This window comes from Zhongshania aliphaticivorans (assembly GCF_001586255.1).
Taxonomy (GTDB): Bacteria; Pseudomonadota; Gammaproteobacteria; order Pseudomonadales; family Spongiibacteraceae; genus Spongiibacter; species Spongiibacter aliphaticivorans.
The window spans coordinates 3177701-3194681 of sequence record NZ_CP014544.1; the positions used below are offsets into that span (position 1 = coordinate 3177701).

15 protein-coding genes are annotated in these 16981 nt (G+C 49.3%); 4 read left to right on the forward strand and 11 right to left on the reverse strand.

Going from position 1 to position 16981, the window contains the following annotated elements; genetic code table 11:
• Window positions 1-10 precede the first annotated feature (10 nt).
• Window positions 11-1246 (reverse strand): thiolase family protein, encoded by a 1236-nt coding sequence (locus tag AZF00_RS14055; protein WP_008251386.1) that lies wholly within the window; start codon window positions 1244-1246, stop codon window positions 11-13.
• 12 nt (window positions 1247-1258) lie between these two features.
• A complete protein-coding gene (locus AZF00_RS14060; protein WP_008251393.1) occupies window positions 1259-2590 on the reverse strand; it encodes an acyl-CoA dehydrogenase family protein in 1332 nt (443 codons plus the stop codon).
• Window positions 2591-2802: 212 nt separating this feature from the next.
• Between AZF00_RS14060 and AZF00_RS14065 the strand changes: the two genes are divergently transcribed.
• Complete coding sequence (locus AZF00_RS14065) at window positions 2803-3825, forward strand: AraC family transcriptional regulator (RefSeq protein ID WP_197465662.1); 1023 nt, start codon at window positions 2803-2805, stop codon at window positions 3823-3825.
• On the opposite strand, the gene AZF00_RS14070 is transcribed toward AZF00_RS14065, so the two are convergent.
• On the reverse strand, window positions 3753-4769 hold the full coding sequence (locus AZF00_RS14070; RefSeq protein ID WP_008251395.1) for an AraC family transcriptional regulator: 1017 nt from the start codon (window positions 4767-4769) through the stop codon (window positions 3753-3755). The genes AZF00_RS14065 and AZF00_RS14070 overlap by 73 nt on opposite strands.
• A 167-nt stretch (window positions 4770-4936) precedes the next feature.
• Between AZF00_RS14070 and AZF00_RS14075 the strand changes: the two genes are divergently transcribed.
• The gene (locus AZF00_RS14075; RefSeq protein WP_008251396.1) at window positions 4937-6052 is read left to right on the forward strand and encodes a saccharopine dehydrogenase family protein; all 1116 of its coding nucleotides are present in this window, start codon (window positions 4937-4939) and stop codon (window positions 6050-6052) included.
• A 110-nt stretch (window positions 6053-6162) separates the two neighbouring features.
• Here AZF00_RS14075 and AZF00_RS14080 read toward each other — a convergent pair whose 3' ends face one another.
• Complete coding sequence (locus AZF00_RS14080; protein ID WP_008251397.1) at window positions 6163-6546, reverse strand: hypothetical protein; 384 nt, start codon at window positions 6544-6546, stop codon at window positions 6163-6165.
• Entirely contained in the window at window positions 6536-7231 is a 696-nt protein-coding gene (locus tag AZF00_RS14085) for a methyltransferase family protein (RefSeq protein ID WP_008251399.1), read from the reverse strand. The genes AZF00_RS14080 and AZF00_RS14085 overlap by 11 nt, the downstream gene beginning before the upstream one ends.
• Before the next feature lie 678 nt (window positions 7232-7909).
• On the opposite strand from AZF00_RS14085, the gene AZF00_RS14090 reads away from it, so the two are divergent.
• A complete protein-coding gene (locus tag AZF00_RS14090; RefSeq protein WP_008251419.1) occupies window positions 7910-8761 on the forward strand; it encodes an alkaline phosphatase family protein in 852 nt (283 codons plus the stop codon).
• A 369-nt stretch (window positions 8762-9130) separates the two neighbouring features.
• Here AZF00_RS14090 and AZF00_RS14095 read toward each other — a convergent pair whose 3' ends face one another.
• From AZF00_RS14095 to AZF00_RS14105, 3 genes are all read right to left on the reverse strand, one after another.
• Window positions 9131-11002, reverse strand: coding sequence for a hypothetical protein (locus tag AZF00_RS14095; protein WP_008251431.1), 1872 nt, complete (start codon window positions 11000-11002; stop codon window positions 9131-9133).
• A 283-nt stretch (window positions 11003-11285) separates the two neighbouring features.
• Entirely contained in the window at window positions 11286-11777 is a 492-nt protein-coding gene (gene ilvN / locus AZF00_RS14100; RefSeq protein WP_008251432.1) for an acetolactate synthase small subunit, read from the reverse strand.
• The gene (locus tag AZF00_RS14105; protein WP_008251434.1) at window positions 11777-13525 is read right to left on the reverse strand and encodes an acetolactate synthase 3 large subunit; all 1749 of its coding nucleotides are present in this window, start codon (window positions 13523-13525) and stop codon (window positions 11777-11779) included. The genes ilvN and AZF00_RS14105 overlap by 1 nt, the downstream gene beginning before the upstream one ends.
• A 516-nt stretch (window positions 13526-14041) precedes the next feature.
• Here AZF00_RS14105 and AZF00_RS14110 point away from each other — a divergent pair.
• Window positions 14042-14485 (forward strand): DUF4124 domain-containing protein, encoded by a 444-nt coding sequence (locus AZF00_RS14110; protein WP_008251437.1) that lies wholly within the window; start codon window positions 14042-14044, stop codon window positions 14483-14485.
• An 18-nt stretch (window positions 14486-14503) separates the two neighbouring features.
• On the opposite strand, the gene AZF00_RS14115 is transcribed toward AZF00_RS14110, so the two are convergent.
• The 3 genes from AZF00_RS14115 to AZF00_RS14125 form a co-directional block, all read right to left on the reverse strand.
• Window positions 14504-15607 carry a HupE/UreJ family protein gene (locus tag AZF00_RS14115; protein WP_008251440.1) on the reverse strand — a complete coding sequence of 368 codons (1104 nt, stop codon included), beginning with the start codon at window positions 15605-15607 and terminating at the stop codon, window positions 14504-14506.
• The gene (locus AZF00_RS14120) at window positions 15607-16620 is read right to left on the reverse strand and encodes a hypothetical protein (RefSeq protein ID WP_008251442.1); all 1014 of its coding nucleotides are present in this window, start codon (window positions 16618-16620) and stop codon (window positions 15607-15609) included. Before AZF00_RS14120 ends, AZF00_RS14115 begins: the two co-directional genes overlap by 1 nt.
• A gap of 109 nt (window positions 16621-16729) precedes the next feature.
• Window positions 16730-16975: a hypothetical protein gene (locus AZF00_RS14125; RefSeq protein WP_008251445.1), complete on the reverse strand. Its 246-nt coding sequence runs from the start codon at window positions 16973-16975 to the stop codon at window positions 16730-16732.
• Between the last annotated feature and the right edge of the window lie 6 nt (window positions 16976-16981).

Genomic DNA, 16981 nt, shown 5'->3' on the forward strand with positions numbered 1-16981 from the left:
CAACCCCTTTTTATTCTTTTGACAAGATGCTGAGTACCAAGGCAGCTGCATCTGTACCAATATAGCCCCCTCCATTTTCGGCGAGCGCAAGCCTAGCCCCACTTACTTGGCGCGCCCCAGCCTCGCCGCGCAGCTGCATGACCAGTTCCACAATTTGGGCGGCCCCGGTTGCACCTATCGGATGGCCTTTTCGCATTAGTCCCCCAGACGTATTTACCGGGACACGACCACCCAGCGATGACGCGCCGCTGGCGACATATTCACCACCTAGGCCGGTTGCACACAAACCGAGGTATTCGTAGTATTTAATTTCAGAAATAGCCGACGCGTCATGTAGCTCAACGCAATGTAGGTCCTCGGCGCCAACACCGGCCTGCTCATACAGCTCAGTAACGGCGCTCGACACCATAGCTTGTTCGCCAGCAGCTGGCTCCCAACCGCTGTGTAAGCTAGATGCATTTACCCGAATGCACCGTCTCTTGCCAATTTTCTTGGCAAAAGCTTCACTGACGACAATCACTGCGGCGGCACCGTCGCCAATCGGAGCACACATTGGCAAGGTAAGCGGCGCCACTATTTCACGGGCTGACAACACCTCATCGATGGTAATGACGTTTTGAAACTGAGACTTTGGATTTAAACTCCCATGCACTGAGTTCTTTGCCGACACCGCGGCCAATTGCGCTTGAGTAGTGCCGTATTGATGCATGTGTTCACGCGCCCATGTCGCGTATATATCGATAAAAATAGACCGGCTACTCCCCGCGCCGGACATATCCAAGGACTGACCAATAGCGTCGTTCCGAGCTTGCAAGCGCGCGGTAATCGCATCGGTTTGGGTGACATCAATAGATCCAGTAAATACTGAGAAGGTTTTGTTCTTATCTTCGTGGTAGAGCTTTTCATAGCCGCAGACCAAAACCACATCATAGACACCCAAGGTAACCATGGTGCAAGCTTGTTGAAATGCCGTAGCGGAGGTTGCACAGGCATTCTCTACATTGATCACCGGAATTTTACTTATTCCCATACTGCGTAAGGCGATCTGCCCCGGCACGCAAACCTGGCCGGTAATTACTGCACCGGCGGCATTACCCATATACGCGGCATTAAGATCTTCCTTTTTTATACCTGCATCTTTTAACGCCTCGGCAATAGATTCGCAGGCTAATTCGCTAAGCGTTTTATCCATAGCGTTGCCAAACGGCGTCATACCGACGCCGGCAACATAAGCTGTTTGCTTCACTGAGTTACCCTCTTATGAAAGTTTTTCGCTATCTATTAGGTAGCTACCGCCCTTAATGGCCAACACTTCATTACAGCCATCTTCAATAAGAGAGGCACGAGCATCGCGCATCATTTTTTCAAGAGGGTATTCTTTCGTCAGTCCATTGCCGCCAAATATTTGCAGGGCATCACTGGTAACTTCAAAGCAGTTTTGAGTGCAGGTGGTTTTAGAGAACATCGCCGCACACAGAGATGGGGTAGCGAGCTGAGGGTCATTATTAAAATTTAAGCCCCTGCGGGTTAACGAGCGCGACACTTCGACCTTTCTGTACATATGAAACAAGCGACTACGCACAGATTGGTGCTGAATGATTGGCACACCACCGGCAACTCTTTCGTGGGCATAATCGAGGGCCAAGTCCGCCGCCGCCTGAGAAAGTCCGGTAAATGTTGCCCCCATCAACGCGTTTGCCTCAGCGTGAATACAATACACAGCGCGCTGATAATCCTCGGGGCCAGCGAGCAAATATTTGCGGGGAATCCGCACATTATCAAAAAATATTTCACCTTGATTTAGGGCCCGTTGACCCAGCTTGTCCAAAGGTTTACCACGGCTAATTCCCGGAAGATTCATAGGAAACACCAAGGCACAACCTTCGGTCGCAGATGGGCCATTACCTGAATCTGCCGCGCAGTAAATAATGCATACATCAGCAATAATGCCATTGGATACCCAAGCCGATTTCTGACCATGCAATATAATGTCGTCGCCGGTTAAATCTGCAACTAAGTTAGGACGACCGTAGGAACTGCCGGGGTAAACAATCTGCCGACTTGGATCGAGCATGTCAGTGCCGTGATCGGGCTCAGTAATGCCCCAGCAGCCCAATACCGCATCGGGAAATTCCTCTAATAAATCTGTGCGGCCAAATTTGGCGCACAGCCATTGGGGCAGTATTCCGGCGCCAACTGATATCGCCAAACCGGCATCTCCGTAGCCCAGCTCCTCAAATAAAATGGAGAACAACAGAGCGGCTTCCTGCGGTTCCATTTCGCCTAGCCCCTCTACCGTCACACCTAGCTCCAAATATTTCTTGCGAAACTCCCAATAGGGCGAATCTTTCGCAATAACTTCTTCAGGTGTCATACGATCAAGCTTTATTCCAATAGGCCGCATCACATTCATAGCGAAGCTCCGCAAGGTTTGCTGAAACTCTGCAATATGTTCAGGCAAGGTTGCCTCAGCGCCAGTAATGGTCAACTTCCCCTTTGGCGTGGCATCCCATTGATAGATCGGCGCCGCTAAGTTTCTATAATCAGTGGTTGACGAAAGATTAAGTTCTTGGGCTGATTGAGTAGACATGGTTCACCTCTATTCTTATGGTTTTTATCAATATTCAAAATCAGGTGACCATACTATCGGCGCAAGTTGAGAAGTTAGATGTTTACAGAGGACAATATGATTGTTAATTTACGACAGCCCTTAAAAATCATAAAAAAGAGATTCCAACCATGGAGCTAAGGTCATCGTTAAGCACCCCCCCTGCCAGGCACCTCAGCTATGGGCTCAACCCATTGATATCGCTATTAAAGGAATACAAGCTCGACCCAGCTCCAATGTTAGATATTGCGGGCATCCCAGCACAGGCACTTGAAGACCCGACGTATGAACTCACACCGCACCAAGAATTAAGTTTTACCACAGAGGTAATTCGGGGGATTAATATTCCGGAAATTGGCTTAATCGTTGGGGGGCGCTATCACTTATCCGCCTATGGCTTATTAGGCCTCGCCGTGATGACCAGCGAAAACCTACTTGCAGGCATGACGGTGCTGTATAAAAACATATTAATGACATGGACTTATATGTTTTGGAACACCACGGTTCGCGGTGACCGCGCCTATGTTAGCCTAGAGAAGCTTCGCGACCTCGGCGGCAGCTATCAATATATGATTGACCGCGGCCTCGTTGCCTCCCACATGATATTCAAAGAAGCCCTAGGGCAAGACTTACCGGTTCTAGAAGTGCATTTAAAGCAGTCTAAGCCCTCATATGCAGACGCCTACACCGCGTATTTCAAGTGCCCAGTGCACTTTAATTCTTCAGAGAATTACTACGCGTTTGGCAGTAAATTGCTATACCAGCCCTTAGCTCAGTCCGAGCCGGAAACAGCCAGAATATATGGCAAGCAATGCGAAAAAATTTGCTCGCAACTCTCCCGAAACAGCACTTTTTCCGATATTGTGCGCAATCAAATATTGTCGTCGCCACGGGAAATTTTCACCCTAGAAACTATTGCAGACCGTTTGAACATGACGGCGCGCACTGTACAGCGCAAGCTCAGCGCGGAAAGCACTAGCTACAAAGACATACTTGAAGATGTGCGCCGCAACCTCGCAATAGAATATTTACAAAGCACCACCTTCACGATAGAAGAGATTGCAGTGCGATTAGGCTATTCAGACTCCTCCAGTTTCTGCCACGCCTACAAGCGCTGGACCGGCGTCAACCCCAGTGATTTACGTCATCGAGATTCAGCGATGAAGGCCGAACGGAAATCAGACGGCGAGGTGCCCGCCCAGCGCCGAAAAGCATGAGAGAAATGCGCGGAATCACTGTAACCCAACAATATCGACATTTGCTCGACGCTAATATTGGTCGTATACAAATACTCGCGGGACAGCTCAAAGCGCAAATCATCTAGTATTTTTTGATAGCCAACGCCCTGCATAGTGAGCTTACGGCGCAAGGTACGTCCAGACATATTAAATTTACTGGATATCTCCTCAATACTCGGAAAATATCCCGGTCGTAAAAGGATTAGCTCGCGCACTTCATCAACAATATTATATTCTTCGGTCAATCGCGCTTTTAAGCGCTCGCACCGTTCAATACAGAGACTCGCGGTATCGCTATCGCACTGCAGAACGGGAATATCCAGCAATTCTGCAGGAAATATCAAGGCATTATCTTCGGCATTAAAACTCACTGGGCATTGAAAATATTTCTCGTATTCAGACACCGGCGCCGACGCGGCGCTACGTAAAGTCGCTGAATGAAGACGAAAATCGTCACCCATAAGGCCACGAAGGATCATGAGTGTGGCAAGCATTTCACGCTCGTTGAGCATCGCAATATCGTCACTACCGTAGTCATTTGAACTCATGTTCATGACTACGTGACTGCCATGAAAGGAGTGGCTGTGCTCAAAAAATGCAAAACTCAATTCCACATATTCGTAAGCCAGTTTAAGCGCATCACGAACCGTAGCCGCACTCATCAATGCATAGCCATAAATTCCAAACAAACTCAGCGGATAACACGCCCCCACCTTAAGACCTATGGCAGGGTTCGCCGTCGCCTTGCGGAGATTTCTTAGAAACATTAGCTCCTGACTCAAACTGACATGCTGCTCTGGCTTATTTAGAATCGACAAAGACAGCCCTGTACCGGTTAAAGCCTGGCCAACTGAAATACCCTCTTCCCGCAATTTATTGAGCGGAGCGAGAATGGTTTTTGCGGAATGGTATTTTGGCTTCATCTCAAACTCTTTTCTTTTCAAGCTAGCACTGATGTCCGTTTTTCGCAAGACCTTGTCCGTATTTCGCATTCTTAGATTCTGCCATATTCGTTACCTTAAATTACGACTTACGGCTATTGCTGTCAGTTTACAAAACTTGTCCAACAATAAAATAATGGAGAATAATCATGTCTGATTCACCACGCGTACTCATATACGGCGCCAGTGGCTACACTGGAAAACTGATTGCTGAATGCATGGCTATACGAAATATGCCCTTCTATTTTGTGGGTAGAAGCAAAGAAAAGCTGGAAGCGTCTTTAGCCATCGTCGAAGAGCGCCTTGGCCGCAAAGCACCCGCAACAATTGTTCAGGCCGCTAATACTCGCGAAGAATTGCTACCGCTATTCAATAAAGTCGAGGTGGTCATTAATGTTGCTGGGCCCTTTATGCAGCTCGCCTGGCCAGTAGTAGAGACCTGCCTAGAAACAAACTGTCACTACCTAGACACCACCGGCGAACAAGACTTCGTTATTGCCGTTCGCGACCAATACGGCAAAGCCTTCGCCGAGAAAAACTTATTACTTAGTCCAGCCAATAGCTATATGTGGTGTGCTGGGGCATTGGCCGCCGAAGTGGTATTAGAAACCGAGGGCGTCGACAGCCTCGACCTAACCTACCAAATTAATGACGCACTGCCCTCACAGGCCTCGACCAAGTCATTTCTGCGCATGGTGAACAACCCGCAATATTTATTGAAAAACAACGAAATGATTACTTGGCAAGGCGACCGCCATTTTACAATCAATGTGCCACACATGTCGCAACCCGCACTGGCCCTACCTTGGAGTGGCGGCTGTGAGCCAGTATGGTACGAGCATGATGACCGCGTAATGAACTGCAAGGTGTTAACTGCCTTCGGAGACGAAATCATTGAAAACGTCGTCGCCCTCATTCATCGCTTCAACAAGGAATCGGTTGGCATGAATCAGGAGCAAAAAGAAATACTAACGAACCAATTTGGCGACGAAATGACGCCGGCTGAGCCACCCAAAGATAGCCCGGACATTCACCGTACCGTTATTACCTGTATCGGCCAAGGTCGACAGGTGACAACCGTTTTCCCTCTGTCATTAAACGCGCCATACACCTTTACTGGCGAAATATGTACAGAGGCGACCGAGCGCTTACTTAATGGTGAGATCAAAGCAGTTGGTTTTCAATCCGCTGCCGGGGCATTTGGCCACCGGGAACTTATTGAGAAATTCCATAAGCTTGGATATATGAACAATCCCTGGCTTTAAACACAGCTAAATCGGTTTAAATAAAGAGCTAGCTTGGTTTGAGGGCCAAGCTAGCGTCGCTAGAATTATGGTCAGCGCCACTAAGTCGCGACACCCACAGTCATTAATGACTATTCAAATGAACGCCATACCACCGCAAAGAACATTGCAAAAATAAGATCGGCAATAACCAGCACGCCAAATCCGACCGGCGCGTTAAATAGCATAATATCGATCCAAGCAATTGAGAAAACCACTAACTTCCCGATGCAGCCCATCCATACAATATCTTTATGCAGCGATGGATTCGTTGAGATGACCCAATAGCCAATACCAAACACCAATACCAGACCGGCAAACTGATGCAACCACGGCAAGGCTTCAGCGCTTAGTGAGTCACTCATCATTAAAATATTAAATAATAACTGTGGCGCAAACAGCAGGGCGAACGCCGCAGAAAAATTAAACAGTGCGGAGAATTGGAAAAATCTCCGCCACGCACTACTATTTTTCATGTAATTGAGCCCCCGCCGCTTTTTTATGATTTTTACTGATCCGATCCATTATTGCCCGACCATTAAGAAGTGCCCACGGAATAACCAAGCCAGATTGTGCCTTATACTCTGCCCATCCAGAATGACGAGAAATCGCGTTATCTTTACCTTTCATCCGCGCAAGAAAGTAAATCGCCATATACACGTAGATCACCCAGGCAATCCAGTGGCTCGCCAGTAGCGCGTATGCGGCATACAACATAAGCTCACCGAGATAATTTGGATTTCGGGTATAGCGGTACATGCCCTCTTGAATGAGTCCTGGCTGATTCCGATACTTCAGTATCCAGTGGCGCTGGCCATCACCCGCTATCATGGTAACCACCCCAAGAGTATGGATTGCGATCGCGAAAAACAACATAAAACCTGACGGTTCAATTCCCCGCGCAATAAACAACCAGGGCATCAACCAATACCATGCGATCAACAATAGATACAGATTTATAAAGCCAAGAAAACTCAGCTTATTTTCTAATTGATGGTCTCGAAAGCCCAAGTCCTTGATGAGCCAGCAATAGCCGTAGATGCCGTGTAGACCCAAAAAGACCCAAGCGCCCACGCTAAAATTTGCGTAATAGCTCATCATCGCGTAAATGATAAAAAGCGTGAAAATCTTGTGTAAATTCACCGCCCACGCGACCTTCATAAAAGGACGCCCTGGCGCATTAAAAATACTGATGTCTGCAAATGCTAGAAAAAATCGCGCCCAAAATGGTATGGGCTCCCTTGTTACAGTTGTCATAATGGCCTCATCTTATGGTTTTATTAGCTCCCCATAAGCTACGCCGACCAGCAATAATTAAAATAGCGGCGCACGACGACTTCACTGTTAATTCACGACAAGCAATATATTAGGCATGTGCGGCACTAGGAATAGCGCTTATCCGCGCGAGTTGACGCCGAGATTGAGTCGCTATTACTACACCATCGCTCAACACAGCTTGAAATTATTGAAGTATCGCGCAAATGGCGAATGGCCATAGCGGCCAATCTGTAAGTGCAATTTGTCGATACGGTAAAGCGGTCGTTGCAGGCTAAAACCGCCCGATAGGTGCTGTATTTCTGAAAGCAATACCGACGCGTCACTGTATTAACACCCAAATTAGCAATAAATAAGGCGCACTATTCCAGAGCGCCACTAGCAGTAGTTTCGCTTCATCAGCTGAAATAATTACCCATTAAATAGGTATGCGGTTATGATCCCCTCATAGACCTACACCCTATTTCCGCTGTCACATTTCTTTCTTATAAACCCGCTACTCTCGGCGCAGTGAATTTGAATTAACGACCGATGCTAAATCGGCCATGATCTTAATAGGAGAATATGACTAAAAAGGTGATACTAATCGTGCTTGACGGCCTAGCCTATAACGCGGCCGAGCAATGCATGGGTTATCTTCAGGGCTTAAAGGCACAGGGCGCAACAACATTATATAAACTCCAGTGCGAACTGCCGTCTAAGTCGCGGCCGCTGTATGAAACAATTCTAACGGGTGTGCCCCCGGTACTTAGCGGCATTGTACATAATGACGTCACCCGCAACTCTAACCAAGAAAGCGTCTTTAGCTTAGCGCGCGAGTCAGGTCTCAGCACCGCTGCAGCGGCATTCCACTGGTTTAGCGAACTGTACAACCATAGCCCCTATGACCCTATACGAGACCGCCATACCGACGATTTGGCATTATTAATTCAGCACGGCTGCTTTTATCACGGCGATCATTATCCGGACAACTATGTTTACCTTGATGCGGAATCCATGAGAATTCGGCACGACCCTGATTTTTTACTGATACACCCGATGAATATCGACAACGCCGGCCATAGCGCGGGCGCTGACAGCGCTCATTACCGCAATACAGTGCGCATTTCAGACGGCGAGATATCTAAATACCTCCCGACATGGATCGCCGAAGGCTATCAAGTATTGATCACCTCTGACCACGGCATGAACGGTGATAAGAGCCACGGCGGCATTCTCCCAGAGGAGCGTGACATCCCTTTATTTGTGATCGGCGATGGCTTCTCCCACCAGCCAGACGCAGCGCCTAAGCAAACTGAACTCTGTGGGTCTATTTGTGAATTACTTGGCATTGCCAATCATAACAAACCCGTGGCTAGCAAAACGCTACGTAATGCACGCGGCATTGAAAAGCCATATATCGCCGCAGCGGTTTAACATTGCACTGACTTGAATCTACGCACTCTTAAGTAGGTCAGCTGTGGCGCACATACTGAATTATTAGCGCTAAGTGCCTGTGTTAGCCTGGGTAGCCCAAAGAATAGCGCTGAGTTATCGACATTACTCGGGGAATTCCAATCTACTAGCTGCATTTTACCTTACCGTGCGAAGGCTGAAAGGACCGTCCACCGTATGCTGAGAGTCTTGTAGCTGAATTTATTTGAGAGAAAAGCGCCGGTAGGAATCTTAAATCCAAGTCCGCCGCTAAATCAAAAAAAGACTAGCCTCGAATGAAGCTAGTCTTATGATTGTCAAAATGTAGGGCAGTGGCTAAACGCTGCCCTATTTTGGCACTAACGCTAGCGATTAAAGCTGACCACCACTGCCACCAGTTCCGCCGGTTCCACCGGTAGTGGTTTTACAAGTCTGGCTGCCGAGTACTAAACGAACACCAGCCGAACCCACTTGCGCAGGCGTAAAGGTCGGCGTTGAATTTGTAATACCGTCTGCCGCCGCAGAAAAAATAAAGGAGACATTAGAGCTTAAGTTTGCGGTGCCTATACCTGTCGACGCACCCAAAGGAACATTTACTACGCTACTATCACCACCTGTTACAAATGCTGTGGCATCGGTAACTTCTGTGAATTCGCCAGGAATATCACTACACACATTAACTACCGTAAAATCAACGGGAATATTTGTCGGAGTACCTGGGTTAGATTTGTTTAACTTTATTGTTCCACCGTCCAACTCGCAGATATTACTCAAAGCAATTTTACCATTTTGAGATAGAATAGGGTTGCCAGCCGCAGGCTCAAACGTCGCTATTAGGCTCTCAGCACCTTCTTTAAGCTCAAAAACCACCGGAAAATTTGGTGCTCGGTACACATCAACCGACGAGAAGGTATCTAAAGAATATGCGCGCTTTGTCCGCGCCCAGCCACCGCTGCGTTGATAATACGACAATGAGAACTGCCGTTTATTAGGCTGACCAGCAGCGTCAATGACATTAAAACTCGCAGGAGCACTAACACTAGAATTACAGTAGTTATACCAGTAGTCCAAGTTAAAATAAGTGAGGTGATCTGTTTTAAAAGAAACAAACAAAGTACTGTCGGGCTTGCTTTCCACTGTCGCGATGATCGGCAAACCCGTGTCTGGATCTAACTGCGGCTTCCATTTCCCAGTCAACTCATTGTAGGTCCATACGGGCACTGTATCGCCGGCATTCACAGTGCCAATGGGCGCTGTATCAATCAATCCAGCTCCAGTTGCTCCCCCAGGGAATGGCGTACCTGCAGGTATAGTTATTTCAATTGAAACGGGGTTACCGCTGAAGTCGGTAATTAAATCATCGTTAGCGTCCCGCAACTCAATCGCCGCAAAACCTGCCGATGAAAATGAACCTGACTCAGGGGTACTCGGGTCATCATCCTCTATCGTCGTATCCAAGCCACCAGGAAAAAGCGCCAATGAGCCGTTCGACGGCACAAAATCTGGATCAACATCTGCACCGGTATCATTGTCAAAATGCACCACCGTTAACTTGAGCTCACCAGGAGCAGCCGGCGCTCCAGTACTTGTTTTCAACTGAGTTCCCGCGGGAATCGTGACCGAGGTCGTGCCTTTTACAGCTGCAGTATTGCTAACACTGTCTGCGGCTCGGGTAGTCGTACTACTGGAAATATCCGCTACGGTATTCGTGACGCCGCCAGCAGACGTTGCGGCTCCAGTAACAGATTGACTTGCAACAGGAACAGACGCTGGAGAGTTTATCGCGGTTAAGGTAATGGTTATAAGGTAGTCGCCGGTAGCAGTAATACTTTGCAACGAGCTGCTAGATACAAAATTTGGCGCTGAACCGACAAAAACAACATCTAATGGGTTATCGCTAATACGTGGCGAAGTAGACAGCAGATTTAAATCGATTACCCCCCCAGTCCCAGTTACAGCGTCATCAATAACGCTGTAACTCGTTTTAGAATTATCGTCTGAGGCGAGCGAGAAACGCGAGGCATCGCCTTCCCCACCCACTGCATCGACGATACTAATGCTACCTGTGTTTAAACGAGCACCGCTTTGATCAACCATCTGCACTCTAAACGTGCTGATTTCTGATGCTGCGGGTGATTTCGCTTTGCGGTCATTAAAACACCCCGGTAGTATGCTGGCCGACACAAGGCCAACAGCAAGTAATTTAAGCCGAAAATTATGCACATCCTTCATTTGAAGATCCATTTCCCTTCCTTTTCATTTTGAAATTCGCTTTAGAATACAAGGTCATCACAGCGAGAAACCGCCAACTAGATTAATATCCCACTTCAATTAAAACGATATCGAAATCTAGAACTTATGCCTCAATTGCTGGCCTGTTAATTTCTAAAGCTCAATAATCATCGCTAATTAACGTAACTAATATAAAAAGAAAAATAAACCCAAGTGCATTATTTAATCAGTTAAAACACCACAAACCGGCAAAAAAAAGGCGCCCGAAGGCGCCTCATCAATAATTCAAGCCTAATTACAAACTCAATATTTTCTCACCGCGAGCAATACCGGAGACACCGCTGCGCACCACTTCCATGATCGCCGCTTCGCCAACGGCTTCTAGGAAGGAGTCGAGTTTGTCAGCTGCGCCAGTCACCTGAATGGTGTACACACTGGGGCCAACGTCGACGATTTGGCCGCGAAAGATGTCAGTGCAGCGTTTGATTTCGGCGCGCTGGGCACCGGTGGCACGCACTTTAACCAACATCAGTTCACGCTCAATGTGAGCACCTTCAGACAGATCGACCAACTTAACAACATCAATTAGGCGATTGAGGTGTTTGGTGATCTGTTCAATTTTGTGGTCGTCACCGATCGTGGTTAAGGTTAACCGCGACAGGGTTGGGTCTTCTGTGGGCGCAACGTTGAGGGTCTCAATGTTGTAACCACGCTGAGAGAACAAACCCACTACCCGCGACAGGGCACCCGGCTCATTTTCCAACAATACCGAAATTATGTGTCGCATCATGTCCGCTCCGTTTTGCTCAGCCACATATCACGCATGCTGCCATTAGGAGCGACATGCATTGGGTATACGTGCTCGTGGGGGTCTACGTGAATATCCATAAACACCAGATCATTTTTACGGGCAAAGGCTTCTTTCATTGCCTCTTCCAAATCGCTTAACTGGGTAACTTTAATGCCAACATGACCATAGGCTTCGGCTAGTTTAATAAAGTCAGGCAGTGAATTTTCGTAAACGCTCTCGGAGTAGCGACCGTCGTATTGCATGTCTTGCCACTGCTTTACCATGCCTAAGTAGCCGTTATACAAGCTAATGATTTTCACCGGTATCTTGTATTGGGCGCAGGTCGACAGCTCCTGAATATTCATCTGAATACTGCCTTCACCGGTCACGCAGGCAACGTCTGCATCTGGGAACGCCAGTTTGGCACCCATCGCCGCAGGCAAACCAAAGCCCATGGTGCCGAGACCACCGGAGTTCAACCAGCGGCGCGGCTCATCGAATTTGTAGTACTGGGCGGCAAACATCTGGTGCTGACCAACGTCTGACGCGACGTATGCCTTTCCGTGAGTGACCTTGCACAGAGTTTCAATAACCTGCTGAGGCTTAATAAACGGCGTAGTGATGTCGTACTGGGGGCGAACCCACAGGCCGTGGGTGTCACGCCACTCGTCGATTTGATTCCACCAGTGTTTAAGGGCTTCTTTGTCTGGCAGGGTTTTATCGGCCGCACGCATTTCGTGAATAACGGCCAGCAAATCGTTCAACACTGAATCGACGGGACCAACAATTGGCACGTCGGCGGCAATGGTTTTAGAGATCGCCGCAGGGTCAATGTCAATATGAACGATTTTGGCACCGGGGCAGAACTTGCCAGTAGTATTGGTGACCCGGTCGTCAAACCGCGCGCCAACCGCCAAAATCACATCGCTGTGATGCATGGCGTTATTGGCCTCGTAAAAGCCATGCATACCCAACATACCAACAAACTGGCGGTCACTCGCAGGATACGCACCCAACCCCATCAGGGTATGGGTTACCGGGAAGTTCAATTCCCGCGCCAAGACCCGCAATTGCTCAGAGGCATTGCCCTGCACAACACCGCCACCGGCATAAATGATTGGGCGCTTGGCAGACAACAGCAAACTCGCCGCCTTTTTAATCTGCCCAGAGTGCCCCCGGGTGGCTGGCGTGTAAGAACGCAGCTTGACCTTTTTGGGGTAGTTGTATTCAAACTTGTCGTGGGGATTCGTTAAATCCTTAGGCAAATCGACAACCACCGGACCGGGACGACCGGTAGTGGCGATATAAAATGCCTTTTTAATGATCTCAGGAATATCTTCGGTGCGCGTGACCTGAAAACTGTGCTTAACGATAGGCCGAGAGATCCCCACCATATCCGTTTCTTGGAAGGCGTCTTCACCAATTAGGTGCGTGGCGACCTGACCTGACAAGACCACCATTGGAATGGAGTCCATATACGCCGTAGCGATACCCGTAATGGCATTGGTAGCACCGGGGCCAGAAGTGACCAGCACCACACCGGGCTTACCGGTAGCGCGGGCATAGCCGTCAGCCGCATGCGTCGCCGCTTGTTCGTGACGCACCAAAATATGCGGCACCTTGCAGCTTTTAAATAAAGCATCGTAAATATGCAGTACGGCACCACCTGGATAGCCAAAGATGAATTCAACACCCTCGTCTTCCATGGCACGTGCGATCATTTCGCCGCCAGATAACAATTCCACTGAAATACCCTCGATTCAGTTTGAATACGCAAAAACTTGTAAAAAAATAGCCCGAGCGACAAGCCCGAAACTCGATTAACAAGAACAAAGATGTCGAAACACATTACCACCGGTCCCAGCGACACGGCTGAAATCCGGGCGAAACGCCAAAATGCTGCTGAGCAGCGCTTATATGCAACGCGGGATAACGCGGTGCGGGCAATCTCGCAACACAGGTCATGTGTCTGCAGAGTGAATGGAACTACTGTTGTAGCCGTGCAACACGATGAGTCGCACTCTGTACTTTGGCCGCAGGTAAGCGGCGCGGAAAACAGCCATTTGCTACCTAAAAGGTAGACCCCGTATTTTTTAACCTATGGCCCCTCATGTCAATACCAAATTTCCCGTAAATTCACGGGATCAGCAAGTATTCCGTTCAATTCAGCGTAGTCGGCCACAGAATAGACTCGCGATTTTTCTTCCGTGGAGATTATCTGCCATAATCTAGGCAACTTATCTTTACGGCAACGCCTCACTATGAATAAGACACTATTGATCGTCAGCCTATTTAGTACCCTCGCCGTGGTGAGCTTAAGCAGCTATGCGGACAAGAGCGGCTACTACCGCTGGAGCGATGACGAGGGCAAAATCCACTTTACCCAACAGCCGCCAAATGGCCGGGCATCGGTTTTCATTAAAACCTCGAGCGGGACCAGCTTAGACAGCGATGTTAGCACCAGCGAGAGCAGTGCTGAGCTTGCAGACAATGGCGACGAGACGATACCTGAAAAAATGGAAGTGCTGCCGCCCAAAAACCCAGAGTTGTGCACTAAAGCCAAGGCTAATATGCAGTCGCTTGCCGCCAACGGCGCCCGCATTCGCATCAGCAATGCCGACGGTAGCAGCCGGTTTTTGAATAGCGAAGAAATAAACGAGCAGAAGAATCGCGCCCAAGAGGTTATCAAGATTCACTGCAACTAGCGCACACCCACCCGCGAGTTATAGGCGCTGCCATGCCATAAATAAGCCGCTAAGCGCTAAACCTAAGGCCGCAAATGGCAGTAGGTAGCGCTGATAAATACGGCTCGCAGCCAAGCTGTAGAGTAGGGGCAAAACCAGCAATACCAGCACCAGCTGCGCGAACTCAATACCAAGATTAAAGCTCCCCAGCGCCACTAGTTTCATTGGGCTGGTCGACAACATTCCCGCCAACACCCCTGCAAAACCCAAGCCGTGTAACAAACCAACTGCCATCGCCAAGCGCCGCTGAATACGACTGTTTACATCCAGCAACAACAGTGCAGCGGCAAGACTAATTGACAGCGCAATGCCAATCTCGACGGGCTTGGACGGTAAACTAAGCCAGCCCAAGCTCGCACACACCAAAGTGAGGCTGTGTGCCAAGGTAAACATAGTGACCACCCACGCCACATCAGTAAACGCGCCTCGCAAGGTGCTCTGTCCATGACGACGCGTTGCCGGGAGCAATAAGGCCAAGAGAAACATGAGGTGATCGTAGCCGATCAACAGATGTACCACCCCTTCCCAGCCAAATTTCAAGGCGGTATCTAAGGCATTTACCTCACCCAGTACCGCACTATTGTGCGCCGGCGACAGCACACTTAATTGCACGTGATCGTCGGGGGCATCGCTAGCCATCGGCAGCAAATTTCCAGCTGATCCTACGTTCGCCGCTAATAGCGCGCGATGCAGAGGATCAAGTTCAAAAAGCAAAGTGTAGGAAAGTTGCAGGGGGCCATTTTTGTGCAAACAAGGTGAATCCAGCATCCATACCGCGTAAGCGCCATCACTGTGCTGGCTCAGTCCGTCTAAACGAAATAATAAAGGGCAATCTGCATCACCCTGCGTCAAACTAATATTGCTGCGCAACAGTGCGCGCAGCGGCGATGCGCTGGCCTGCAGCTCACCCCAACTCAGCGATTGGTCGCGATTTAGGTCAACATTGTGCAGGCGCTGTATATCTTGCAATGCAATATCCAGCCGAATTTGATCTGCGTGCACATAAATAAAACTGTCACTGGCCTTATGCGCCAGCGCGGACACTGAAAAGCAAACGCTTAACAGCAGAAGAATTAGGCGCATCACAGGTCTGCACCCGCTGCGCGCTGCGCCCGCGCCAATAACTGGGCATCCGGCCACTCTCGTTGATCCTGCCAATTACGTTCTGCCCAGGTCAAGGCGGCACGAGGCCTGTCGTCAATATCCAATAAAAACTGAGCATAGGCGCGCTTGTGCAGTACTTCGCCCCGCCACAGCGCCTCGCTGAAACGCTCGCGCAATTGACTTATCAGCGCTTCGCCATCGCCCTGATGCCGCGCAGCAATGGCGTTTAATACAGCGAGGGAATCGACTGTGAGGTGATCAGCGGTTAATGCGATGACAGCGGCATAGTCTTCAGCGGCTAACTTCAATGCCGCCAAGCGCGCTCGCGCATATGCATCATTGGCATTCATACTAAGCACCCACTGCCACAGCTGGGCAGCATCATCACGCCCAGCGCGCTCGGCAATATCCGCCAGGCTGCCCGCAGCCCATGCAAGCGCCTGTCGGTCGGCCAAAGCACCGGCGCTCGCCATGGCACTTTTCAGGTCGAGGTAAGCGGACTCAGCCTCACTAGGGCGCTGAGCCGCCCGGACGTGCTGGCGGCACGCCGCGACATAGAGGTCATTATTCAAGCCTTGCAATTTCTCACAGGCAAGCTCAGCGGCCGAATAATCGCCAATGACAAAAGCTATCGTGAAACGCATCATTTGCGCCTGAAAATTATCCGGCTGCATTTGAGCTACAAGGTCAAGATCGGCGCTTGCTTGGGAAAATTGATGCAGGCTTTGTCGCAAGGAGGCGCGATACAGATAAAAATCAGCGCTGTAATCTACTTCCGCAACCCCTGCCAGTTCGCGCTGAGCATCGCCTAAAAACCGTGGGTTCGCACTAGCCTGAAAGCCGAGCAGTGCTTGTTTGGCACGAGCAATATGCTGCTCCGCGGCGGTGCTTTCAAAAGAATTAATCACCGCTGTATCGGCGGCATTTTGTTTGCTAAACGTAAATACTATCTGCTCATCGCTATTGGGATGAACGACTACAGGCCCCGTCAACGCATGCACTACTGAGGTAAAACCGGACCCAAAAATAAGCCCCCATAACAGAGGAAGTATGGCGCGAGTGCTATTCCCAACTCGCAAAGTAGCAACCCGCGCCACGGTCTTAATTGGCCGCTGACAAGTCGGCAATGGCCTGAGCATCGAAGCTCTCGGTGACATTGACGCCATTGATCGCAACCGGTTCAGCATTGGCACCACGCACAAACACCGAGGTCAGCAATTGACTGAAGCTCTGTTCGGCATTGGGATTCATTTGCGCCTTACCATCGTATTTACCATCGCTGTCATTACAAGCAGATACGCCGACAATAACTGCGAGGATCAAGCTGCATTTCAGCATCGTATTCATCGCTAA